The organism is Tardiphaga sp. (assembly GCF_044340795.1).
Taxonomy (GTDB): Bacteria; Pseudomonadota; Alphaproteobacteria; order Rhizobiales; family Xanthobacteraceae; genus Tardiphaga.
The window spans coordinates 1-21636 of record NZ_JBIISY010000050.1; the positions used below are offsets into that span (position 1 = coordinate 1).

Here is a 21636-nt window from a genome sequence, read left to right on the forward strand (position 1 = left end):
CGGTCGGCAAGCGCCAGCCGAATGGTGCCGTGACCAGCGAGGCGGCCATCACGATCAGCGTCATGATGACAACGATCGAGGCGGACGTTTCCGTCGAGGTGAGCCGGCGGATCTGGATCGTGGCGCCGCCGGCGGTGAAGGCATTCATCAAGGCCAGCACGAGACCAATGGTCATCGCAGTGTCGAGCGCCGCGTGATTGTGGAAGTAAGGCGACAACATCAGGATGACGCCGGAAAAGCCGACCGCCACCGCCGACCAGCGATAGACGTGGACTTTCTCCTTCAGGAAGATCGCGGCGAACACCACCGTGATCAGCGGCGCGATGAAGGCGATGGCGGTGACATCGGCGATCGGCAGGCGCGCCAGCGCGCCGAAGGTGCAAAAGGTGCCGATCACGCTGAAGGAGCCGCGCACCAGATGCGCCGAAAACCGGCTCGTGCGCAGTGCGCCGCTCAGCTGGCCTCGCCAGCCGAAGAACAGCACGATCGGGATCAGCGCGAACAAGCCGCGGCAGAACACGATCTCGCCGAGCGGAACAGCACTGCCAAGATAGCGCCCGAGTGCGCCCATCATTGCGAAGGCCATGGTGCTGCCGATCTTCAGCGACACGGCTTTGAAAATGTTCATGGGGAGGCAGGAGACAGAAATTTCAGGGAATCGCCGACGGCGAAATGCTGCATCACACAAACATGTGAGCAGACGCGAGAAAACCACCGCGGAGACATGGCTTGGCGGGTTTCCATGCGTGGAGGGCGTGAAGGAGATGAGGCGCTGCCTGCGCCGTCAAGCAGGAGGCCGACGCCTTACCCCTTCCGCGCCGGCTTCGGCGGCCCCTCCACCGCCGGCAGCGACTTCAGGTAGGCCGCCATTGCCGCCCGGTCCTCATCACTGAGCTGCGTCGTGTTGCGGATGACCGGTGCCATGGAGCCGCCTGCCGTGTCGCCTTCCGGCGTCTCGCCGGTCTTGAGGAAATAGGCAATGTCCTTTTCGCTCCAGTCGCCGATGCCCTTCTGGGTGATATTGGGCACCCAGCCCTGCCCTTCGGGGTTGGGACCGCCAGCGAAACGCTGCTTCTCCTCGATGCCGCCCAGCGCATTACGCGGGCTGTGGCATTCGCCACAGTGGCCGAGCGCATTCACCAGATAGGCACCGCGATTCCATTGTGGGGACTTTGAGCTGTCGGCGACGAATGGCTGGCCGTCCATGAACAGGAATTTCCAGACGCCGAGATTGCGGCGAAGATCGAATGGGAAGCCGACCGAGTGATCTGGCGCCTTGGTCGTCACCGGCGCCAAGGTCTTGATATAGGCGAACAGATCGCGCGCATCGGCAGAGGTCATGCGCTGATAGGACGTGTAGGGAAAAGCCGGGAAGTAATGTTCGCCCTGCGGCGATGTGCCCTTGAGCAGCGCCGTGACGAAATCCGCCTCGCTCCAGCGGCCGATGCCGGCATTCGGATCGGGCGAGATGTTTGGAGCGTAAAAGGTGCCGAATGGCGACGTCAGCGGCAGTCCACCGCCGAGTGCGAGCTTGTCATCCTGCTTGGGCGTCGCATGGCATGAGGCACAGCCGCCGGCATTGAAGACGATCTTGCCGTTCGCAACATCGGGCGTGTGCGCCGGCAATGTGCTGGCTGCAACCGTCGCGGGGATCGTCAGCCACCAATAGACGCCGAGGCCGACGACAAAGAAGAACGCGAAGAGGATGAGGAAGCGTTTCAGCACGCGGTGGTCCGTTCTCATGACTTAAACGAATGACGATCCGCACGCGGTATCATGGACTGACACAACGCGCCGGATCGTCAAAACGTCAACGCTGTGGCGACGTGTCGCCTCAGCTCTTCAAACGATAGGTCTCGTGGCAGGCGCCGCACTGCTTGCCGATGGCGCCGACATTGGCCTTGAGGCTGTCAAGATCCTTCACCTTCGCTTTGGTCTCGGATACGGCCTTGCTGAAGTCCGCGATATGCGCGGCGAAGCCGGCCTTGTCGTCCCACACTTTTGGCGAGCTCGAATATTCGTTGCCTTCCTTCAGACCCTTGGTGCTGTCCGCAAACAGCGCCGGCAGCTTGGTGGCGGTCTCGGTCAGGGTCGCGAAGGCCGCATCCACCGCGGCCTGGTCATAGGGCTTGTCGCCCTTGGCCATGGCGCTGAGCGTACCGCCGAGTGCGCGGCCGGTGGCCTTCATCTGGGCCTGACGGTCCTTGACGATATCCTGCTGGGCCGACACGGCGCCAATGCCGAGCGCCAACACACCAGCAACGAGAAATGCGTATTTCATCAAGACCTTCCTTCTTTGGAATTCGACTAGGACTAATGTGCAATAAACGTGTGAACCCCGCCTGACACCGGCTATTCCGGCGCAGGCAGTGCGACAGTCTGTCAGAGCCGGTGAAGCCGCTCCTGCTCGCGGATCGCCATCCAGACCCGCTCGGGGGTTGCGGGCATGTCAATATGCTCGATCCGGTATTCGCGATGCAGGCCCTCGATTATCGCGTTCATGATCGCCGGGCACGAGCCGATGGCCCCGGCCTCACCCGCGCCCTTCACGCCCATCGGATTCGTGGTGCAGGGAATGTTATGGGTCTCGAACGAAAACACCGCACCATCCTCCGCGCGCGGCAGCGCATAGTCCATGAAGGTGGCGGTGACGAGTTGCCCGTCCTTGGGGTCATAAACGGCCTGCTCCATCAACGCCTGTCCGATGCCCTGCATGGTGCCGCCATGGACCTGACCGGCCAGCAGCAGCGGATTCAGCGTGACGCCGAAGTCATCGACGATGACGTAATTGACAATACGGATCTTGCCGGTGGACGGATCGATCTCGACTTCCACCGAATGCGTGCCATTGGGGAATGTGCCATCGGCGCTGCTGAAGGTCTCTGACGCATTGAGCTTGGAAGGATCCGCCTTTTTGGCGAGGTCGGCGAAGGAGACCGAGCGATCGGTGCCGGCGATGCGAACCACACCGCCCTCGATCTCGAGATCGGCAACGCTGGTTTCCAGCGCGTCGGCTGCGAGTTCTTTGAGATTGATGCCGAGTTGCTTCGTCGCGCGTTGCACGCTGACGCCGCCAGTGGGGATCGAGGCCGAGCCGCCGGTACCGAGGCCGGTCGCGACCTTCGCGGTGTCGCCCTGAATGATATGCACACGCTCCGGCGCGACACCGAACTGTTCGGCGACGATTTGCGCATAGGCGGTGTGATGGCCCTGCCCGGTCGACTGGGTACCGATCAGGATGGTGATGTCACCGTCGGCGCCGAGCGCCACATTGGCGGTCTCGTCACCCATGGTGCCGCAGACTTCCACATAGGTGGCCATGCCGATGCCGCGGACCATACCGTCCTTCTTGGCGGCCTTGGCGCGCTTCGGAAACTCCTTCCAGCCGGCGACATCCATCGCGCGCTTCATATGCGCGGTGAAATCGCCGCTGTCATAAACCTTGCCAGTCGCCGTCTTGTACGGCATCGCCTTCGGCGCGATGAAATTCTTGCGGCGGATCGCGTCCGGCGACATACCGAGTTTACGCGCGCATTGATCAACAAGTCGCTCGACCACATAGGCCGCTTCGGGGCGACCAGCTCCGCGATAGGCATCCACCGGCACCGAATTGGTGAAGATGGTGCGGACGCGGCAATGGAAAGCCTGGATGTCGTAAAGCCCCGGCAGCATGCCGGCGCCGCCATGCGGGATGTAAGGCCCGAAGGTCGACAGATAGGCGCCCATATCGGCCATCAGATCGACATCCATGGCAAGAAACTTGCCGTCCTCGCTGAGCGCCATGCGGGCATGGGTGACGTTGTCACGGCCCTGCGCGTCGCCGAGGAAATGGTCCGAGCGATCGGCCGCCCATTTGACGTTCTTGCCGAGCTTCTTGGCGGCAAAGGCCACCAGCGCATATTCGCGATAGGGAAACAGCCGCGTGCCGAAACCACCGCCGACATCGGGGCTGATCACGCGCATCTTGTCCTTCGGCATCTTCAGGACATTGTCGCAAAGGATGTCGCGCAGGCGATGGCTGCCCTGGCTGCCAATGGTCAGGGTCATGAAATCGCGCTTGGCGTCGTATTCACAGATCGCCGCACGAGTCTCCATGTAGTTGATGACGACCCTTGGATTGACGATCTTCACCTCAGCGATCACAGGCGCCTTGGCGAAAACCTCATCGACTTTCTTCTTGTCGCCGATCGGCACATCGAACAGCACATTTCCGGGATGCTTGTCCCAGACCTGCGGAGCACCCTTCGCGACGGCGTTGTTGAGGCCGTTCACCGAGGGTAGCGGCTTCCATTCGACCTCGATGGCCTCGATGGCGTCGCGGGCCTGCTCCACCGTCTCGGCCACGATGAAGGCAATGGCGTCGCCGACATGGCGCACTTCCTTCGCGGCAAGGATCGGATAATCCGGACCGGTGAAGGGATGATCCTCAAGATTGAACAGGCAAGGCAGACCGCCGAGGTCCTTCGTATCGTCAGCCGTCAGGATCGCAGCGATGCCAGGCATCGCGCGGACCGCACTGGCATTGATGGCAAAGGTCGCATGGGCGTGGGGGGAGCGCAGCACGAGGGCATGCAGGGTGGCCGGGGCATGATCATCCGTATAGCGGCCACGGCCGCGGATCAGGGCATCGTCTTCCTTGCGCAGGACACTCTGTCCGACGCCGAACTTGATGGGGGCCATACGTCCTCCGACTGCAATTTAGAAACAGTCTACACAGCAGATGGAGGGCGGCAAGTGGGCGGCGCAACATCGCTGCGCAGCCTCGGACACGATTGTGCGAGCTAGCGCGGGCGCACCAGATCGCGCAGCCAGCTCTTGCCGAAGAGCGCGAGAATCGATGCGCAATAGACGATCAAAGTCACGATGATGAGAATGCCCAGCGTCGCTTCGTCGCGGAGCGTGGCCATCTCGGCCAGTTGCACGGCGGCATATCGCGCCGTGGCCCAAAGCGCCGCGGCGAGGACAATGCCTGCAACGACGAACTTGCCCAGCGCGATCAGGAACGCGCGATCGAATTCCAGATAGCCGGCGCGTGTCGCGAAGAAGATCACCAGCAGGAGATTGATCCACGCTCCTGCCGCGGTGCCAAGAGCGAGGCCGATCTGGGCCAGCGAGCCCATCAGCATGACCTTCAGCACCACATTGACGGCGATGCCGGTAAGCGCGGCGATCATCGGCGTGGTCGTATCCTTGCGCGCATTGAAGGTCGCAACCGCACTGCGGATCATCACGAATGGGATCAGCGCGATGGCATAGGCCGCGAGCGTTGCGGCAGCCACCGCGGCATCGGCCTTGCTGAAGGCACCGCGGGCGAACATCGCGCGCATGATGACATCGGGCACCACGAGGAAGGCAGCGACGAAGGGCAGCGAGAACAGCAGCGTGAACAGGAAGGCGCGGCGCTGCGCCCCCATGGCGCCGACATGATCATTCGCCGCCATCCGCCTCGACATTTCCGGCAGCAGCACCGTGCCGATGGCGATGCCGATGACACCGATGGGAAGCTGGTTCAGGCGGTCCGCATAATATAGCGCCGACAGCGCACCGACCGGCAGGAAAGTGGCGATGATCGTATCTGCGAACAGCGCAACCTGCGTGCCCATGGAGCCCAGTGTTGCGGGGCCGAGCGCGCGGAAGAAGCCGCGAATGTCCTCATCGAGCCGCAACGGCGCGAAGCGCGGCAGGCCGCCATGGCGCTGCAGGTCGCCAGCGAGCAGCAGATATTGCAGCACGCCGGAAATCAGCACGCCCCAGGCGGCGGCATGGCCGGCGCTTGGGAAAAAGGCCGCGAGGGCCAGTGTCGCCATCATCGAGATATTGAGGAAGATGGATGCCGCGGCCGCGCTGGCGAAGCGCTGCATCACATTCAACATGCCGCCATAGAGCGTCACCAGCGTGATCAGCAGTAGATAGGGGAAGGTGATGCGCGTGAGCTCGATCGCGAGGTGGCGCTGGGCGGGATCATCGGTGAAGCCCGGCGCGAGGATTGTCATGGCCTGCGGCATAAACACGATGGCCAGCACCAGCAGCACCACCTGCGAGGCGAACAGCAGCGTGAAAATGCGGTCGGCGAACAGATGCGCGGCGTCCTGACCGCCCTTCCCGCTCACATGGGCATAGGCCGGCACGAAAGCCGCATTGAAGGCGCCTTCAGCGAAAATGGCGCGGAAATGGTTGGGCAGCCGCAATGCGACAAAAAACGCATCGGCGATGGGGCCGGCACCGAGGATCGCGGCAAGCATGATGTCGCGCGCGAATCCGGTGATCCGCGAGAGCAGCGTATATCCGCCGACGGTGAAAATGCGTCCCAGCATCAGGTGAGTGTACTGCCCCAAACTCTCTTGTCGTCACCCGGCTCGACCGGGTGACCCAGTATACACAGGCGCCGACGATTCACATGGACCATGCCGGATACTGGATTACCCGCTTTCGCGGGTGATGACAGTTTGAGCGAGGGAGCCCCACGCTCCGTGCTACGCCAGCGCGTCGCGCACGGCCTGGATGACGCGATCCTGTGCGGCTTCGTCGAGATAGGCATGGACCGGCAGGCTGATCACATCTGCGGACAGCGCCTCGGAGACCGGCAGGCCGCCATCGACGACCGGATAGTCCTTGTAAGCCGTCTGCATATGCATCGACTTCGCATAATAGATGGCGCTCGGCACACCCTGCGCCTTCAGCGCGTTCGCGAAGGCGTCACGGTCGGTGCCCTTGGGCAGGCGGATCGTGTAGCAGGCCCAGATCGATGTGTTGCCCTCGGCGACGCGCGGCACCGTGACGAGGTTGCCGAGGCTGCGGGCATAGCGATCGGCAACCTTGTTGCGGGCAACGATCTCGTCGTCAAAAATCTTCAGCTTTTCCAGCAGGACGGCTGCCTGAATGGTGTCAAGACGGCCAGTAATGCCGAGACGGACATTGTCGTATTTGTCGGAACCCTGCCCGTGGATGCGGATGCTGCGCAAGGTATCGGCGAGTTGGTCGTCATCGGTGAAAATGGCGCCCCCGTCGCCGAAGCAGCCGAGTGGCTTGGCCGGAAAGAAGCTCGTGGTGGTGGCCAGAGCCGAGGTACCGACGCGCTTGCCTTTATAGGTCGCGCCAAAGCCCTGCGCGGAGTCCTCGAGCACGAACATGCCCTCGGCATCGGCGATCGCACGGATGGCATCGAGATCGGCAGGCTGGCCAAACAGATCCACGGGGATGATCGCCCGCGGCTTGAGGCCGGCGGCTTTCGCCGTGATCACGCCGCGCTTGGCCGATTCGGCGCTGATGTTGAATGTCGCCTCATCAACATCAACGAAGACCGGGCTCGCGCCAACCAGCGCAACGGCTTCACCGGTCGCGCAGAAAGTGAAGGATGGGCATAGCACGGCATCGCCAGGGCCGATGCCCTTGGCCATCAACACCATCACCAGCGCGTCGGTGCCGCTGGCACAGCTGATCACATGCCTGGCGCCGCAATACTTCGCGAGTTCGGCCTCCAGCTTAGTGACTTCGGGTCCGTTGATGAACTGGCAGTGATTGAGCACGCGGGTGACGGCCTCATCGACAGACGATCCCAGACGCTGACGCTGAGCATTGAGGTCGATGAAGGGAACGGGGGTGTGCTGGTTCATCAAGGAGCCTGTGTGCGGAAAAGATCGTTGAATCTAAGCCGGCGCCCCGAGGGGCGCCGGAGATGACATGCGCTCAGCCCACGGCCTTGCGCGGCACCGAACCCGGCGCCTTGGCGGCCTGGGTTTTCGGCGCTTCCAGGCACTGGATCGCGATTTCCAGCGAGGCGACACCCTCCTCGCCGGTTACGGCCGGCACGCCGCCCGTGCGTACGGCGTCGAGGAAAGCGGTAAGCTCAGCACGCAGCGGCTCGTCCTGCCCGACCGGCAGATGGCGCATGGAATAGCTGCCATCGGTCTTGAAGCCGAAACATTCGGTGACCTGACGGGTGAGCAGATCGCCGGTCACATACTTCCCGCGCGTCGCCACCGTCACCGTGCGCGCCTTGAACGGCGTCAGCCAGTTGGTGTTGATATGGGCGAGCACGCCCGAGGCTGTGCGGAACTGGAGCAGCGCAATATCCTCACGCTCGGCGATGGCGGAAGCGAGCTGCGGCTGTACTTCCACGATGTCGCTTTCGGTGAACCAGCGGATCAGATCGATGTCATGCACCGCAAGGTCGATGACCACGCCGACATTCGACATGCGCGGCGGGAACGGACCGACGCGGGTGATGCCGATGGAGAGAATGTCCTCGCCCGCGATCGCCTTTTTGACCGCGGCCACCGCCGGATTGAAGCGCTCGACATGGCCGACCATCAAGGTCACGCCGGCCTTGCTGGCGGCGGCAACGATCTCGCGTCCCTCGTCCACCGTCGAAGCGACCGGCTTTTCGACGAGCACATGAATGCCCTTGGCGATGCAAGCGAGCGCAACCTCGTGATGGAGGTGTGTCGGCGCTGCGATGACCGCTGCATCGACACCGGCAGCGAACAGCGCATCGATGTCTGCGAAGGTCTTGCAGCCGACATGGTTCTCGGCACGGGTCCGATGCTCGGCCAGAGGATCGACGATACCGACCATGTCCACGCCCGGCAGCCCGGCCAGCACGCGGCCGTGATTCGTCCCCATGATGCCGGCGCCAACCACGCCGACACGCAGCACGCGCGCCTGATCTCCGCTGACTGCTTTGGAACCGCTCGAAACCATTACTTTATCCCGTCAAATCACGCCCATCCCAGCGCGTGCGGGTGTCCTAACATGACGCCACAATTGTGGCGATGCAGCAAACCAGCCATCCAAACACGTTTTGATTCAGAGAATTACACGCCGGAACACCAGCAAAATCGGCATTTTCAGCCGCCCAGGACCTGCATCCATCATTCCGGCTGGATAATCGTCACGACCATCCCGTCGACAGGCACCAGGAACGCCATGGTCGGCCCGTCTGCGGGCCCTGCGCTCATCACGGCGTGGTTGAACGCTGCCGATTCGAGCGCGGTCGCAGCCCGCGCAGCGAACACCGCGACGTCGCCGAATAGCGGCTGGCCCTGCCGCTTCAATTCGCCGAGATCGGCGCGGAACTCGGGCAGTGCGCAAATGCCGTTTGCTTCCTCGATACTCGCGGCATCGAAGACCAAGGTCGGCCGTCCATCGATTTCGAGGGTAAAGATTTTCACCGAAAATTGCCTGGGCCGCGAAGAACGATACCGGCAGTTTACGCGGCAGGCGTCGGCTTATCCATCAAATTGCGAGGAACGCGTCGCCGCGCTCTCCTTCGCCGTGCCGGTAACCTTGATTGGTTAGGTTAAATTCGGTTCGCGATTGAACAGTCCGGCCACGTGCGGAAAGTTGTGGATGCTACGGCCGCAACGCACCGAGGATTGTCATGTTCGCCGACAGCGAAAACCATCTGCGTCTTCTCAGGCTCAAATCGCGGGCCGACTGGTCGGCGGTCTGGCATCCGTGGAATGTGCTGATTCCGCGGCGGTCCATTGCAGGACGGCTGGTTCATGGACAGGTCTGGCGCCGCCATGACGGACGCCGATGGATTTACAAGAAGTTCATCCCACTCCGCCAACCAACATGATGACCGGCAATCTGCCGTCTCAATGTCAGGTCCGTTTGTAGTCATCCTCGATGCGAACAATGTCGTCCTCTCCGAGATAACTTCCGGTCTGGACTTCAATGAGTTCGAGCGGGATCCTGCCGGGGTTTTCCAGCCGGTGCGAAACGCCGATCGGAATGTAGATCGACTCGTTCTCCTGCATCGTCCGCACCTCGTCGTTGAGCGTCACCTTGGCCGTGCCACGCACGACGATCCAGTGTTCGGAACGGTGATGATGCATCTGCAGCGACATCCGCTCGCCGGCCTTCACCACCAGACGTTTGACCTGATAGCGCTCCCCATTCTCCAGCGCCTGCACCGATCCCCATGGCCGGTGGGTCTTGAGATGATCCTCGGTCACGCGTGGTGCGGCAACTTTCAGTTTGGCCACCAGGCGTTTCAAATTGTTGGCGTCTTTCTGCCGCGACACCAGCACCGCGTCCTGCGTGGCAACGACCACGAGATCGTCCACGCCCTCGATCGCCACCACCGGACCATCGCTGGCGACATTGCAGTTGCGGGCGTCCTCGAACACCGCGACGCCCTGCGCCGCATTGCCATTGGCATCCTTGTCGGACAATTCCCACACAGCAAGCCAGGAGCCGACATCGGACCAGCCGCACGAGACCGGCACGACGGCAGCTTTCGCCGTCTTTTCCATCACGGCGTAGTCGATCGAGATGGAACGCGCCTGCTTGAAGGCATCCGCATTCAGGGTGAAGAAACCAAGATCGCGGCCGGCGTTGGTCACGGCATGCGAGATCGTCGCGACGCTGTCCGCATCAACCGCGCGATATTCATCGAGCAGCGTGGCGGCGCGGAACATGAAGTTTCCGCTATTCCAGAGATAGCCCGCCTCGACATAACGCGTGGCTGTCGGCAGATCCGGCTTCTCGACGAACTTGGCAACGCGCTTGACCGCACCGGAAAGTCCATCACCCGGCGAGATGTAACCGTACTCGACCGCCGGTCGCTCGGGCGTGACGCCGAACGTCACGATATGGCCGTGGTCGGCCTCGACGAGCCCGGCACGGCAGGCGGCGACGAATGCAGGCACGTCGCGGACGACGTGATCAGCGGCCAGCGCCAGCACCACAGCATCACTGTCACGGGTCAGCGCAAAGGCGGCACCTGCCGCAATGGCCGGGCCGGAATCGCGCCGCGCGGGTTCGAGCAGGATATCGGCCTCGTGCCCGATTTCGGCCAATTGCTCGCGCACCATGAAGCGATAGGCCTCGCTGGTGATGACGATGGGTCGATCGAACAATGCGGGGTCTGCGATGCGCTGGATGGTGTCCTGAAATGTCGAGCGCGGTCCGAACAGTGGCAAGAACTGCTTTGGCCGCCCCTCCCGCGACGACGGCCACAGCCGCGTCCCGGCGCCGCCGCACATGATCAGGGGAATGATGCGCTTGCTCATGGTTCGATCTCTTTCACTGGCATGCTCATTTTTACCCGCCGGGATTCAAATTGCCATAGTAGTTCCGATACCAGGCAACAAACTGCCGGATCCCTTCCTCGATCGGCGTATCCGGCTTGAACCCGACATCGCGCATGAGATCGTCGACATCGGCAAACGTTTCCTCCACATCACCCGGCTGCATCGGCAGCATCGTCTTGACCGCCTCGAGCCCCAGTTCTTTTTCGATGACCTGGACCAGCCGCATCAATTGTTCGGGCTTGTTGTTGCCGACATTGTAGATGTGGGCCGGAGCCTCATCGCCGTTGCCAGCAGGGACATTTTCGATCAGGCGCCCAATCGCGGAGACGACGTCCGTGACGAACGTGAAATCGCGCCGCATGTCGCCGTAATTGAACAGCTTGATCGGCTGTTTCTCGATGATTGCCTTGGTGAAAATGAAATAGGCCATGTCCGGCCGGCCCCACGGACCATAGACCGTGAAGAAACGCAGGCCCGTCGTCGGCAGCCGATAGAGATGGCTGTAGGAATGTGCCATCAGCTCATTCGCCTTCTTGGTCGCGGCATAGAGACTGACGGGATTATCGACCCGATCACTGACGGAGAACGGCTTCTTCTTGTTCGCACCATAAACGGACGATGACGACGCATAGAGCAAGTGCTTGCAGCCGTTGTGACGGCAACCTTCGAGGATATTCAGAAAGCCTTCGAGATTGGCATCGGCATAAGCATGCGGATTCTCGATAGAGTAACGCACGCCGGCCTGCGCAGCGAGATGGATCACGACCGGAAATCTGTGCTCGGCCATCAGGGCGAGCAACGCCTGTCGATCGGCAAGGTCGGCCTTGATGAAAGTGAAATTCGGCGCGCCCGCCAGTTGGGCGAGACGAGCCTCTTTCAGGGTCGGCTCATAATAGCTATTGACGCTGTCGAGCCCGATGACCGTGTGCCCTTCGCCCAGCAACTGACGCACGACATGAAAGCCAATGAAGCCCGCAGCTCCGGTGACGAGAATGGAGGGTTCAGACATCGTGTCCCCAGATTAGACCAGATGAGCCACATTGCACGGCTATCCATATCGTATTCCAATAGCCACATGCTCGGAATACCGCATCGCAGCATCCGATTGCGTCAGAACCGCGACCTCCTTGCTGTGGCCATGCCGGATATTTCCGCTATGACAACATCTACGCATAGCTCCTAGAATCATCCGAATCCCTCGTCATTCTGTCATCCCGATGTCGCCATCCGAACTGATCACCACGCTCGCGACGCTTGTCGCGGCCGTTATCGTAACCAACCTATGCATCCGGGCCATTCACCCGCTGCTCGTTCGTTACGCGCTGGCACGGCCGAACGCACGCTCTTCTCACAAGGTCCCGACACCGCAAGGTGCGGGTATCGCAGTCATTGCAACCGCTCTGGTCATCGCCGGTGCTGCCATTGCGTGGCAGTCCGGCCTGACGCCCCAACTCTGGGTCCTGATCGGAGCGACTGTCGTGATCGCAGGCGTCGGTGCGGTGGACGATCTCCGCCCTTTGCCGGTGATACCGCGCTTCGGGATGCAGGCATTATGTATTTTCGTCATCCTGCTTGCGCTGCCAGAAGATCTTCAGATTGTGCCGACCCTTCCGCTCTGGTGCGAGCGAGCGATCCTTCTGCTGGCGGCTTTGTGGTTCGTCAATCTGACAAACTTCATGGACGGGCTGGACTGGATCACCGTTGCGGAGGTCGTGCCTATCACCGCCGCTTTGGCGATGATGGGCATTACAGCCACGCTGTCATTGTCGACCGCCCTGCTGGCAGCGGCCCTTTGCGGCGCCATGATCGGCTTCGCCCCGTTCAACAGACCTGTCGCGAAAATGTTTCTCGGCGATGTAGGGAGCCTTCCTATCGGCCTATTGCTGGCGTGGTGCTTCCTGCAACTGGCGCTCGCCGGGCATTTGACCGCCGCGATTCTGCTTCCACTCTACTACCTCGCCGATGCTACTGTGACCTTGCTCCGCCGCCTCGCAAGGCGTGAACCGTTCTGGCTCGCACACCGCTCCCACTTCTATCAGCGCGCCACCGACAACGGTTTTGCAGTGATCACAGTGGTCGCGAATGTGTTCGTGCTGAACATCGGCCTAGCCACCCTGGCCGGACTCTCGCTCTACCTGAACTCGGCGTCGGCCGACGTCATTCTGCTGGCCGTCGGCGGAGCATCGGTCACCCTGTTACTCCGCCGCTTCGCGACACCGCTGGCGCGCTGATCAATGCGGTTCGATCTGATATTCCGGCACCGCTGACTTCAGCGTTGCCACCACGATATCCTGCTGATCGGCATCGATGGCTGATCTCAGCGTATCGAGCCATCCATTGATGGTCTCGAGCGGCAATTCGTTTGGACGGGCAGCCATAACACCGGCAACCCCGATCTCGCTGGTCGGCTCCTGCTTGGCGAACAGAATTTCGTGCATCCTCTCGCCCGGCCGAATACCCGTGAACACCACGTCGATATCGTAACCGGGTTGCAGGCCGGACAGACGGATCATTCGATCGGCCAGATCGACGATCTTCACCGGCTGCCCCATGCTGAGCACGTAAACCGAGGCATCGGCATGTTGCGAACTCATGGCATGCGTGGCTGCCGTCACGACCAGATCGCACGCTTCACGAATGGTCATGAAGTAGCGAACCATGTCCGGATGCGTCACCGTGACGGGGCCACCCGCCTCGATCTGAGCTTTGAACTTCGGCACCACCGACCCATTCGACGCCAGCACATTCCCGAAGCGCACCGAAATGATACGCATCGGCGGCTTCCCGGCAGATCGGGCCGGCAGAGCACCATCAAGTGCCTGACAGTACATCTCAGCAAATCGCTTGGTGAGGCCGAGCATGGAGACCGGCTCGATGGCCTTGTCGGTGGAGATCATCACCATCGCTTCTGCACCCGCGGCCAGCGCGGCGTCCGCCACGTTGACCGAACCGAAGATATTGGTTTTGACGCCCTCGCCCCAATCGCGCTCGAGGATCGGCACATGCTTGAGCGCCGCGGCGTGGAAGACCGCGTCCGGCTTGAACGCCCTCAGCAACTGATGAATACGGGCACGATCGCGGACATCGGCGATGCGCCCTTCGATATTCGCGGTCTTCACCTTCTCGGCCAGCTTCTCCAATGCTGCATGAAGCGCCGGCTCCGAATTCTCAATCACCAGCAGTCGCGACGCTCCGAACGTCACCACACGATCGCACATTTCATAACCGATCGAGCCGCCACCGCCGGTCACCACGATCGCTTTGCCGCGAATGAACTTTTCGAGGCGATCGTAATCGATCTTGACACTCGGTCGCAACAGTAGGTCCTCTACCGCCACGGGCGCCAATTGCGGACGATCACGGCTCTCTTCCAATGAGGGGATGCGACTGACTTCGAGCCCGAGCTTGCGGGCCCGCATCAGGATCGCCTCAGGCTGTGCGTCATCGCTGAAAGCGGACGGCGTCATGACGACTCGATGGATGGGACGATCACGCCCCTTAAAGTCGTCGACCACATTGCCAAGATCGTCGATTCTGCCGAGAACCGGCACGCCGCGAATTGTCTGACCGCGGTCGGACATAGCCGGGGAGAGAATACCAACCGGCCATAGGCGCTTGACCGCTCCACTTTCGATACCGCGGAGAAACACCTCGGCATCCGCGGCCCGCCCGATCAACAGTGTTGGAGCAGCGTTGGTAACTCGCGCCTGATTTCGCGTCCTCGTGTAGCGGAAATAGCGATAAGCCAACCGCGTACCACTGAGCATGAAGACTTCCAGGAACCAATATATGACGATGGTTGTCTTGCCGAGAAAGAAAGCTCCATAGATGTTCGGAGCCAGAAAAATATAGTCAAGAACAAGCAATGCAACCGTCAGCACCGACGCAGCGCGCAGGATGTTGAGCAAGTCCGGAAGCGAAATGAAGCGCCACTTCGTGGTTGTAAGATTAAAAACGTAGCAGACGGCAACGCTGAACAAGACAAAATAAGGCAGGATCTTCAGGAGCAACGGCAAGCGTTCGAACAAATTCTCCCCGTCAAACCGCAGAACGAAACTCAGCACGACCGCGAGCGCGGTCACGATCGCATCATGGAGCGCAATCAGCCAGTTCCGCCAGGTTAGTTGCAGTATGCGATTCATCTAGGCACCGAATTGAGAGTAGATTGTCTTAATTCTAGGAGTGGCCGCGCTTTGCCCGCTCGACAAGCGAGGTCGTGCTGTGGCCTTGCAGAATATCGACGATGACCACTTCACCGCCATTCGCGGCAACGATCTCGTGTCCGACCACTTGTTCGCGGGTGTAGTCACCGCCCTTTACAAGGGTCGCCGGCAGGATGGCCTTGATCAGATTGATCGGCGTGTCCTCCTCGAAGATCACCACGAGATCGACGGCCTCGAGCGCCGCGAGCACTTCGGCACGCGCCCGCTCATTCTGCACGGGGCGATCCAGTCCCTTCAGTCGTTTCACCGACGCGTCGCTGTTGAGGCCAACGACAAGGCGGTCGCAGGTCGCGCGCGCCGCGGTGAGCACCTTCACATGACCTGGATGCAGGATATCGAAGCAGCCATTAGTAAAGCCGATCCGCACCTCCTCGTGGCGCCAACCGTCCAGCCGGGCTGCGAGATCGCGGGGTGCCACGATCTTGTCTTCAGCGGCCAACGTCGCGGCCGGCAACATCTTGCGACGCAACTCTTCCGGCAGCACCACCGCAGTCCCCTTCTTGCCGACAGCCACGGAGGCAGCGGCTGACGCGAGACGAAGCGCTGCTTCCCAGTCCGCGCCGGCCGCGAGCGCCACGGCCAGCATTGCCGCCACTGTGTCTCCTGCGCCCGATACGTCGCGCACCTTCGCTGGCAGCGCCGGCACGTGGATCGTGTCACCATCGCGCGCCACAAGCGTCATGCCATGTTCACTCTGGGTCACCAGCATCGCCGAGCAGTCGGCAAGAATCATCGCTTCCTGCGCGACTGCGCTACTGATGTCGGTGTCCACCCGGCTGCGGGTTGCCTCGGCGAACTCCTTGCGGTTCGGCGTCAACAGCGTCGCGCCGCGATAGATCGCAAAATTCGCACTCTTCGGATCGACGATGACCCGCTTGCCCTGCGTCTTCGCGGCATCGATGACATTGCGGATCACCCGTGCGGTCAGCACGCCCTTGGCATAATCCGACAGCAAAACGATATCGACACGCGCGATCTGCGACAGGATCGCGTCGAGCAGCTGCTTCTCGATCTCGACCGAGGCAGGCACTGCCAGCTCCCAGTCGGCGCGCAGCATATGCGTCGAGAAATGCTCCGAGACGAATCGCACTTTTCGCGTGGTCGGGCGCGATAAGTCACTTACCAGCAGCGGCTCGATGCCCCCCTCCTGCGCGAGACGCCGTTTCAGCACCTCCGCCGCATCGTCGGCGCCGATCAGGCCGACAAAGATGCATTTGGCCCCCAGTGCCGCGATATTGCGCGCCACGTTGCCGGCACCACCAACAACAATCTCGCTTCGTTGCGCAGCGATCACCGGTGTCGGTGCTTCCGGTGAAATACGTGACACTTCGCCATAGACGAATTCGTCCAGCATGAGATCACCGATGCAGAGCACGGTCTGCTTCGGGAACTCACGAGACAAGGCGTCAAAGTCGAACATCACACCGGAACCTGGGTGTCAGCGAAAGCGATCAGGCGTATCGAGATAGTGCGTCACATAGTTCATCACCGCATCCTCCAGACGGGTGAAACCGCCATTGTATCCGGCGGCCCGCAACCGATCGCCTTCGCTCTGTGTAAAGTATTGATAGCTGCCGCGAATCTGCTCGGGCATATCGATATAGTCGATGTTGGGCGCAGTGCCGAGAGCCGCATAGGCCGCCAGCATCAGATCCTTGAAGCTGCGCGCCGTGCCGGTACCGACATTGTAGATGCCGCTCACACGCGGAGTCGCCAGCAGCCACATGATGACGCGGACGACATCCTCCACATAGATGAAGTCACGGCGCTGGTCGCCATCGGCGATGCCGTCGCGGTGCGACTTGAACAGCTGGATGCCGTGACCGGCCTTGATATCGTCGAAACGCCTGGTCAGCACGCTCATCATGCCGCCCTTGTGATACTCGTTCGGGCCGAACACGTTGAAGAACTTCAAGCCCGCCCATTGTGGCGGCATCTGGCCGCCTTTAGCAACTCGCTCGGCAAGGGCAAGGTCGAACAGATGCTTGCTCCAGCCATAGAGATTCATGGGCCGCAGCGTTTTCAGCTCCGGCACGGTGTCGGCGTCGCGAAACCCTTGGCCGCCATCGCCATAGGTCGCCGCCGAAGATGCATAGATCAGCGGCACGCCATGGGCAGTGCACCAGTCGAGCAGCCGCATGGAGAGGCGGAAATTGGTCTCGATGACCAGGTCGCCGTCGGTGGCTGTGGTTTCGGAAATCGCCCCCATATGGATGACGGCATCGAGCCGACGCCCCTTGAGCCAGTCCATCAGGTCAGCGGGAGGCACCACATCGGCGAGTTGCCGCTTGGCCAGATTTCGCCACTTGCCGTCATGGCCGAGAAAATCGGACACGGCCACATCGGCGCGGCCGGCTTCATTCAGCGCAGCCACCACATTCGATCCGATAAAACCGGCCCCTCCGGTCACGAGCAGCATGAAGCCCCCACTTGCATCTTGGCCGCCACCTTTGCCCCACTCCAGCCCGGCAGGCAACTTATTGGGCCGGGTATCTCATTCCGATAGGGACATTGCCGGCTTTCTTCCAAAACGCTTGTCCCGCCGTCCCGGACCGGCTACCGACTGGCCCCTAGCAATACGCGAAGCCTTTGAAACATGAATGGAAATACCCCATATCCGGGCGTGACGGTGGATGCGACAGACACCCGCCCGATCCTGATTGTGCCCTATATGTGGATCGGCGACTTCGTTCGCGGGCATACGGTCGTGCGGGTCCTGAAGCGGCGCTGGCCGAACCGGCCGATTGACCTGCTGGTGACCAAGCTGGTGGCCCCGCTGGTGGACTATATGCCGGGCGTGCGCTCCGCTATCGTCTGGGACCTTCCGCGCAGCCGGCTTGCGATCGCAAAACAATGGGAACTCGCGTCCCTCATGCGCGAGCGGAACTATGGGACCGCGTTGATCATGCCGCGGACATGGAAATCCGCCCTCGCCCCGACCCTTGCCGGAATTCCCGAGCGCGTCGGCTTTGTCGGCGAGGCGCGCTTTGGCCTGCTGAACGACTGGCGCTGGGGCGAAAAGAAGCTCGAGCGCATGATCGACCGGAAATGTGCGCTGGCACTGCCGCCGGGCACGGAACTGCCGACCGATTGGCCGGTCCCGGACTTTCGCGTTCCTGCGGATGAAATCGCCCGCTGGCGAGCCAACAACGGACTTGGAACCGGCCCCGCCGTGGCCCTCGGTCCGGGCTCGGTCGGCTCCTCCAAGCGCTGGACCTATTATCCTGAGGTCGCCAAGCTGCTCGTGGGGCGTGGCTACGACGTCTGGGTGATCGGCGGGCCCGGTGAGAAGGAACTCGCCAATGAGATCATCGCCGCAGCCGGCCCCAAGTCGCGCGACCTGACCACGAACGACCTGCGCAATGGTGTGATCGGCATGGCTGCCGCCAAGGCCGCGGTCGCCAATGATTCCGGCCTGATGCACATCGCGGCCGCCGTCGGCACGCCGACCATCGGCATTTTTGGCCCGACCAGCCCGCATCTATGGGGTCCGCTCAATCCGCTCGCCGCCACTGTGCAGACCAGGACGATCGTGCCCTGTCAGCCCTGCCACACCCCGGTCTGCCACATGAACAACCACGCCTGCATGCGCGACATCCCGGCCCTGGATGTCGCTGATGTCATAGAGAGCGTGATGGCAAAAGCCGAAGCCGACGGCGTGTCCTCATGACCTCGATCAAGCAGCCGAAACCTGCAGCCATTCTCGATCGCGACGGCGTGCTGAATTATGACGACAACTATGTCGGTCATCCCGAGAAAATCCGGTGGATGCCGAACGCCGCCAAGGCGGTAAAACGGCTCAACGATGCCGGCTACCACGTGTTCGTTTTCACCAATCAATCCGGCGTCGCGCGCGGTTACTTCACCGAAGCCGAACTCAACGCACTGCTCGACTGGATGCGCAGCGAACTCGCCAGGGATGGCGCTGTGATCGATGACGTGCGCTACTGCCCGCATCATCCAAGCGGTACGGTTGAAGGCTATCTCGAAGATCATCCGTGGCGGAAACCAAAGCCCGGCATGATCCTGGATCTGATGCAGCATTGGCCGGTGATCGCCAAGGGCAGCTTCGTCATTGGCGATCGCGACAGCGACATTGAAGCCGCCAAGGCCGCGCATCTCCCGGGATTTCTGTTCGCGGGCGGCGATCTCGATGCCTTCGTGGCCGAGATCCTGAAAGGTCAGATCAGTCTGCGATAAACCGCAGCGATGTTGCGCGCTTCGGCATCCAGACTGAACCTGTCGAGCACACGCTGGCGTCCACGCATGCCCATTGCCCGCGCCGCTTCGGGATCACGCATCAATGGCTCAATCGCATCCGCCAGTGCCTTTGCGTCGCCTGTCGGCACGAGCGTCCCCGTGACGCCATCCTCCACGACAATCTCGGCAGCGCCGGCGCGGGTTGCGACCAGCACTGCGCCGACCGACATCGCCTCAATCAATGTCAGCCCAAAGCCCTCATTGCGCGAGGTGAAGGCGTAGATCGTCAGGCGACGATACCAGCTCTCGACCTCCGCAATCGGCAACTCGCCGGTGATGACGATGCGGTCCTGCAGACCGGCTTCCGCGATCTTCCTGCGCAGTTCATTGGCAAATCCGGTTTGATCCGGCGTGATCGCGCCGACGATCACCGCGGAAAAGTCGGGATGCTGCGGCAGCAGCTTGCACATGGCGTCAACGAACAGATCGGTGCCCTTCTGCGCGCGGACGCGACCGAAGCAGCCGATCACATAGCGCCCTGGCAGCTTTGCTTCAGCGAAGGCCGCAGCACGATCCGCCGGCGGTGCATAGCGATCCGTGTCGACGCCATGCGTCACCACCGTCGCCTCACGCTTGAGATAGGATGCCGAGGCATCTGATGTCGCGATGATTGCATCCATACGGCGGATCAGCCAGCGCGTGATCCAGCTGTGATGCCGCTGCGCCGCCGAAGTAAAGAGCAGTTTCAACGGCCAGCCGAGCGCACGGAGAAAGACACCGGCGATCATCTCGTTGTTGCGTCGCGCATGCCAGATGATAGGCGTTCGCCGCATCCACAGTTTGAGCAACCCGCCGACGCTCAGACGCGAAATGCCGGTAGGAATGTCCGAGCCCAGCCACGCCGCCTCGATCATGGAGGCAAGTTTTGGCGCCACCATGCGGTTCGTCGCCGTCACACCGGAATAGCGCCAATGCAGATTGGTGATGATCAACTGCAACTTTCCAGCTGTTTTGCCTGCAATCGGCACAGAGAACTCCATTTCGCTCCGGTTCCTATACGCAACATTAAGCATAGAGACCAGTAACCCCACGCCGAAACCCGCCCTTCATCGCAAAACGTCTATCGTCTCCCCCGAACGGGAGAGTGAGACAATCCGCATGACGGTTCTGGTCACCGGCGGCGCCGGTTATATCGGAAGTCACATGGTGCATGCGCTGGTGGAAGCCGGCGAGGCTGTCGTTGTGATCGACAATCTGTCCACCGGCTTCTCCACCTATCTGCCCGAAGGCGTACCGCTGTTCATCGGTGACGTCGCGGACGAGAATCTCGTCGAAGGCGTGATCAACGCCCATGGCGTTGACGCCATCATCCATTTCGCGGGCTCGGTCGTGGTGCCCGAATCGATGCGCGATCCGCTCGCTTATTATCGCAACAACACGGCGACCTCGCGCAACCTGCTCAATGCGGCGGTCAAATGCGGTGTCAAGCGCTTCATCTTCTCGTCGACCGCAGCCGTCTATGGCAATCCGGACGTTATGCCGGTCGCCGAAGAGGCGCCGACGCGCCCGCTATCGCCCTACGGCTCATCGAAGCTGATGACCGAGATCATGCTGCACGATATCGCGCCGGCCTATGGCATGGAATTCGTCGTGCTGCGTTATTTCAATGTCGCTGGCGCCGATCCCCAGGGCCGCACTGGCCTCGCCACCATGGGCGCCACGCATCTGCTCAAGATTGCCGTCGAGGCCGCCACCGGCCAGCGCAGCAAGATCGATGTCTACGGCACCGATTATCCGACGCCGGACGGCAGCTGCATCCGTGATTTCATCCATGTCAGCGATCTCGTCCAGGCCCACCGCGCCGCGCTCGGCTATTTGCGGGGCGGCGGCACATCCACCACGTTGAATTGTGGCTATGGCCGCGGCTATTCGGTGCTGGAAACCATCGAGGCCGTCCGCCGCGCGGCCGGCCGAAGCTTCGCGGTTCAATACGCGCCGCGGCGCGACGGCGATATCATGACCATGATCGCCGATACCCGTCGCATCCGCGCCACCCTCGACTGGACGCCGCAATACGACAATCTCGAAATCATCGCCCGCCACGCTCTGTCATGGGAGGAAAAACTCGCCCGAGAGCGCTTCGGTGTCGAATTGATGGCGCAATCGGCCTGACC

The 21636-nt window shown here is 61.6% G+C and carries 19 protein-coding genes; 5 read left to right on the top strand and 14 right to left on the bottom strand.

The features are described from left to right. The 8 genes from ACIQ17_RS10880 to ACIQ17_RS10915 form a co-directional block, all read right to left on the bottom strand. A partial coding sequence (locus ACIQ17_RS10880; RefSeq protein WP_398468315.1) for a DMT family transporter occupies positions 1-628 on the bottom strand: 628 nt, incomplete at its 3' end. 176 nt (positions 629-804) lie between these two features. Continuing rightward, complete coding sequence (locus ACIQ17_RS10885; RefSeq protein WP_398468317.1) at positions 805-1725, bottom strand: c-type cytochrome; 921 nt, start codon at positions 1723-1725, stop codon at positions 805-807. Positions 1726-1834: 109 nt separating this feature from the next. Then, positions 1835-2281 carry a c-type cytochrome gene (locus ACIQ17_RS10890; RefSeq protein WP_398468319.1) on the bottom strand — a complete coding sequence of 149 codons (447 nt, stop codon included), beginning with the start codon at positions 2279-2281 and terminating at the stop codon, positions 1835-1837. A 101-nt stretch (positions 2282-2382) separates the two neighbouring features. Then, positions 2383-4680 carry a xanthine dehydrogenase family protein molybdopterin-binding subunit gene (locus ACIQ17_RS10895; RefSeq protein WP_398468321.1) on the bottom strand — a complete coding sequence of 766 codons (2298 nt, stop codon included), beginning with the start codon at positions 4678-4680 and terminating at the stop codon, positions 2383-2385. A 101-nt stretch (positions 4681-4781) separates the two neighbouring features. Then, on the bottom strand, positions 4782-6314 hold the full coding sequence (gene murJ, locus ACIQ17_RS10900; RefSeq protein ID WP_398468323.1) for a murein biosynthesis integral membrane protein MurJ: 1533 nt from the start codon (positions 6312-6314) through the stop codon (positions 4782-4784). Between the two features lie 159 nt (positions 6315-6473). Then, positions 6474-7613, bottom strand: coding sequence for a DegT/DnrJ/EryC1/StrS family aminotransferase (locus tag ACIQ17_RS10905; protein ID WP_398468325.1), 1140 nt, complete (start codon positions 7611-7613; stop codon positions 6474-6476). Between the two features lie 73 nt (positions 7614-7686). Continuing rightward, positions 7687-8700, bottom strand: a complete 1014-nt coding sequence (locus tag ACIQ17_RS10910; RefSeq protein WP_398468327.1) for a Gfo/Idh/MocA family oxidoreductase — start codon at positions 8698-8700, stop codon at positions 7687-7689. A gap of 170 nt (positions 8701-8870) precedes the next feature. Continuing rightward, the gene (locus ACIQ17_RS10915; protein ID WP_398468329.1) at positions 8871-9170 is read right to left on the bottom strand and encodes a hypothetical protein; all 300 of its coding nucleotides are present in this window, start codon (positions 9168-9170) and stop codon (positions 8871-8873) included. A 209-nt stretch (positions 9171-9379) separates the two neighbouring features. Between ACIQ17_RS10915 and ACIQ17_RS10920 the strand changes: the two genes are divergently transcribed. After that, positions 9380-9580 (top strand): hypothetical protein, encoded by a 201-nt coding sequence (locus tag ACIQ17_RS10920; RefSeq protein ID WP_398468331.1) that lies wholly within the window; start codon positions 9380-9382, stop codon positions 9578-9580. Positions 9581-9605: 25 nt separating this feature from the next. Here the strand turns inward: ACIQ17_RS10920 and ACIQ17_RS10925 are convergent, their stop codons facing one another. Further along, positions 9606-11018, bottom strand: coding sequence for a mannose-1-phosphate guanylyltransferase/mannose-6-phosphate isomerase (locus ACIQ17_RS10925; protein ID WP_398468333.1), 1413 nt, complete (start codon positions 11016-11018; stop codon positions 9606-9608). 31 nt (positions 11019-11049) lie between these two features. Then, positions 11050-12048: an NAD-dependent epimerase gene (locus ACIQ17_RS10930; RefSeq protein ID WP_398468335.1), complete on the bottom strand. Its 999-nt coding sequence runs from the start codon at positions 12046-12048 to the stop codon at positions 11050-11052. A gap of 208 nt (positions 12049-12256) precedes the next feature. Here ACIQ17_RS10930 and ACIQ17_RS10935 point away from each other — a divergent pair, with 208 nt between their 5' ends. Next, positions 12257-13270: a glycosyltransferase family 4 protein gene (locus ACIQ17_RS10935; protein WP_398468337.1), complete on the top strand. Its 1014-nt coding sequence runs from the start codon at positions 12257-12259 to the stop codon at positions 13268-13270. On the opposite strand, the gene ACIQ17_RS10940 is transcribed toward ACIQ17_RS10935, so the two are convergent. From ACIQ17_RS10940 to rfaD, 3 genes are read right to left on the bottom strand one after another with little or no spacing between them, the layout of a single operon-like run. Beyond that, entirely contained in the window at positions 13271-15181 is a 1911-nt protein-coding gene (locus ACIQ17_RS10940; RefSeq protein WP_398468339.1) for an SDR family NAD(P)-dependent oxidoreductase, read from the bottom strand. A 34-nt stretch (positions 15182-15215) separates the two neighbouring features. Beyond that, positions 15216-16682: a D-glycero-beta-D-manno-heptose-7-phosphate kinase gene (rfaE1, locus tag ACIQ17_RS10945; RefSeq protein WP_398468342.1), complete on the bottom strand. Its 1467-nt coding sequence runs from the start codon at positions 16680-16682 to the stop codon at positions 15216-15218. 18 nt (positions 16683-16700) lie between these two features. Continuing rightward, complete coding sequence (rfaD, locus tag ACIQ17_RS10950) at positions 16701-17681, bottom strand: ADP-glyceromanno-heptose 6-epimerase (protein WP_398468344.1); 981 nt, start codon at positions 17679-17681, stop codon at positions 16701-16703. 177 nt (positions 17682-17858) lie between these two features. Between rfaD and waaF the strand changes: the two genes are divergently transcribed. Together waaF and ACIQ17_RS10960 are read left to right on the top strand one after the other, a co-directional pair. Beyond that, a complete protein-coding gene (waaF, locus tag ACIQ17_RS10955) occupies positions 17859-18932 on the top strand; it encodes a lipopolysaccharide heptosyltransferase II (protein ID WP_398468346.1) in 1074 nt (357 codons plus the stop codon). After that, a complete protein-coding gene (locus tag ACIQ17_RS10960; RefSeq protein WP_398468348.1) occupies positions 18929-19462 on the top strand; it encodes a D-glycero-alpha-D-manno-heptose-1,7-bisphosphate 7-phosphatase in 534 nt (177 codons plus the stop codon). Before waaF ends, ACIQ17_RS10960 begins: the two co-directional genes overlap by 4 nt. Here the strand turns inward: ACIQ17_RS10960 and ACIQ17_RS10965 are convergent. Beyond that, on the bottom strand, positions 19444-20502 hold the full coding sequence (locus ACIQ17_RS10965; RefSeq protein ID WP_398468350.1) for a glycosyltransferase family 4 protein: 1059 nt from the start codon (positions 20500-20502) through the stop codon (positions 19444-19446). The genes ACIQ17_RS10960 and ACIQ17_RS10965 overlap by 19 nt on opposite strands. A gap of 118 nt (positions 20503-20620) precedes the next feature. On the opposite strand from ACIQ17_RS10965, the gene galE reads away from it, so the two are divergent. After that, positions 20621-21634, top strand: a complete 1014-nt coding sequence (gene galE / locus ACIQ17_RS10970) for a UDP-glucose 4-epimerase GalE (protein ID WP_398468352.1) — start codon at positions 20621-20623, stop codon at positions 21632-21634. Positions 21635-21636 lie beyond the last annotated feature (2 nt).

Excerpts from the sequence above, each read along its gene's own strand:
- ACIQ17_RS10890 (WP_398468319.1), bottom strand. The coding sequence starts at position 2,281 with ATGAAATACGCATTTCTCGTTGCTGGTGTGTTGGCGCTCGGCATTGGC.
- ACIQ17_RS10895 (WP_398468321.1), bottom strand. The coding sequence starts at position 4,680 with ATGGCCCCCATCAAGTTCGGCGTCGGACAGAGTGTCCTGCGCAAGGAA.
- murJ (WP_398468323.1), bottom strand. The coding sequence starts at position 6,314 with ATGCTGGGACGCATTTTCACCGTCGGCGGATATACGCTGCTCTCGCGG.
- ACIQ17_RS10905 (WP_398468325.1), bottom strand. The coding sequence starts at position 7,613 with ATGAACCAGCACACCCCCGTTCCCTTCATCGACCTCAATGCTCAGCGT.
- ACIQ17_RS10910 (WP_398468327.1), bottom strand. The coding sequence starts at position 8,700 with ATGGTTTCGAGCGGTTCCAAAGCAGTCAGCGGAGATCAGGCGCGCGTG.
- ACIQ17_RS10920 (WP_398468331.1), top strand. The coding sequence starts at position 9,380 with ATGTTCGCCGACAGCGAAAACCATCTGCGTCTTCTCAGGCTCAAATCG.
- ACIQ17_RS10925 (WP_398468333.1), bottom strand. The coding sequence starts at position 11,018 with ATGAGCAAGCGCATCATTCCCCTGATCATGTGCGGCGGCGCCGGGACG.
- ACIQ17_RS10930 (WP_398468335.1), bottom strand. The coding sequence starts at position 12,048 with ATGTCTGAACCCTCCATTCTCGTCACCGGAGCTGCGGGCTTCATTGGC.
- ACIQ17_RS10935 (WP_398468337.1), top strand. The coding sequence starts at position 12,257 with ATGTCGCCATCCGAACTGATCACCACGCTCGCGACGCTTGTCGCGGCC.
- ACIQ17_RS10940 (WP_398468339.1), bottom strand. The coding sequence starts at position 15,181 with ATGAATCGCATACTGCAACTAACCTGGCGGAACTGGCTGATTGCGCTC.
- rfaE1 (WP_398468342.1), bottom strand. The coding sequence starts at position 16,682 with ATGTTCGACTTTGACGCCTTGTCTCGTGAGTTCCCGAAGCAGACCGTG.
- rfaD (WP_398468344.1), bottom strand. The coding sequence starts at position 17,681 with ATGCTGCTCGTGACCGGAGGGGCCGGTTTTATCGGATCGAATGTGGTG.
- waaF (WP_398468346.1), top strand. The coding sequence starts at position 17,859 with ATGAATGGAAATACCCCATATCCGGGCGTGACGGTGGATGCGACAGAC.
- ACIQ17_RS10960 (WP_398468348.1), top strand. The coding sequence starts at position 18,929 with ATGACCTCGATCAAGCAGCCGAAACCTGCAGCCATTCTCGATCGCGAC.
- ACIQ17_RS10965 (WP_398468350.1), bottom strand. The coding sequence starts at position 20,502 with ATGGAGTTCTCTGTGCCGATTGCAGGCAAAACAGCTGGAAAGTTGCAG.
- galE (WP_398468352.1), top strand. The coding sequence starts at position 20,621 with ATGACGGTTCTGGTCACCGGCGGCGCCGGTTATATCGGAAGTCACATG.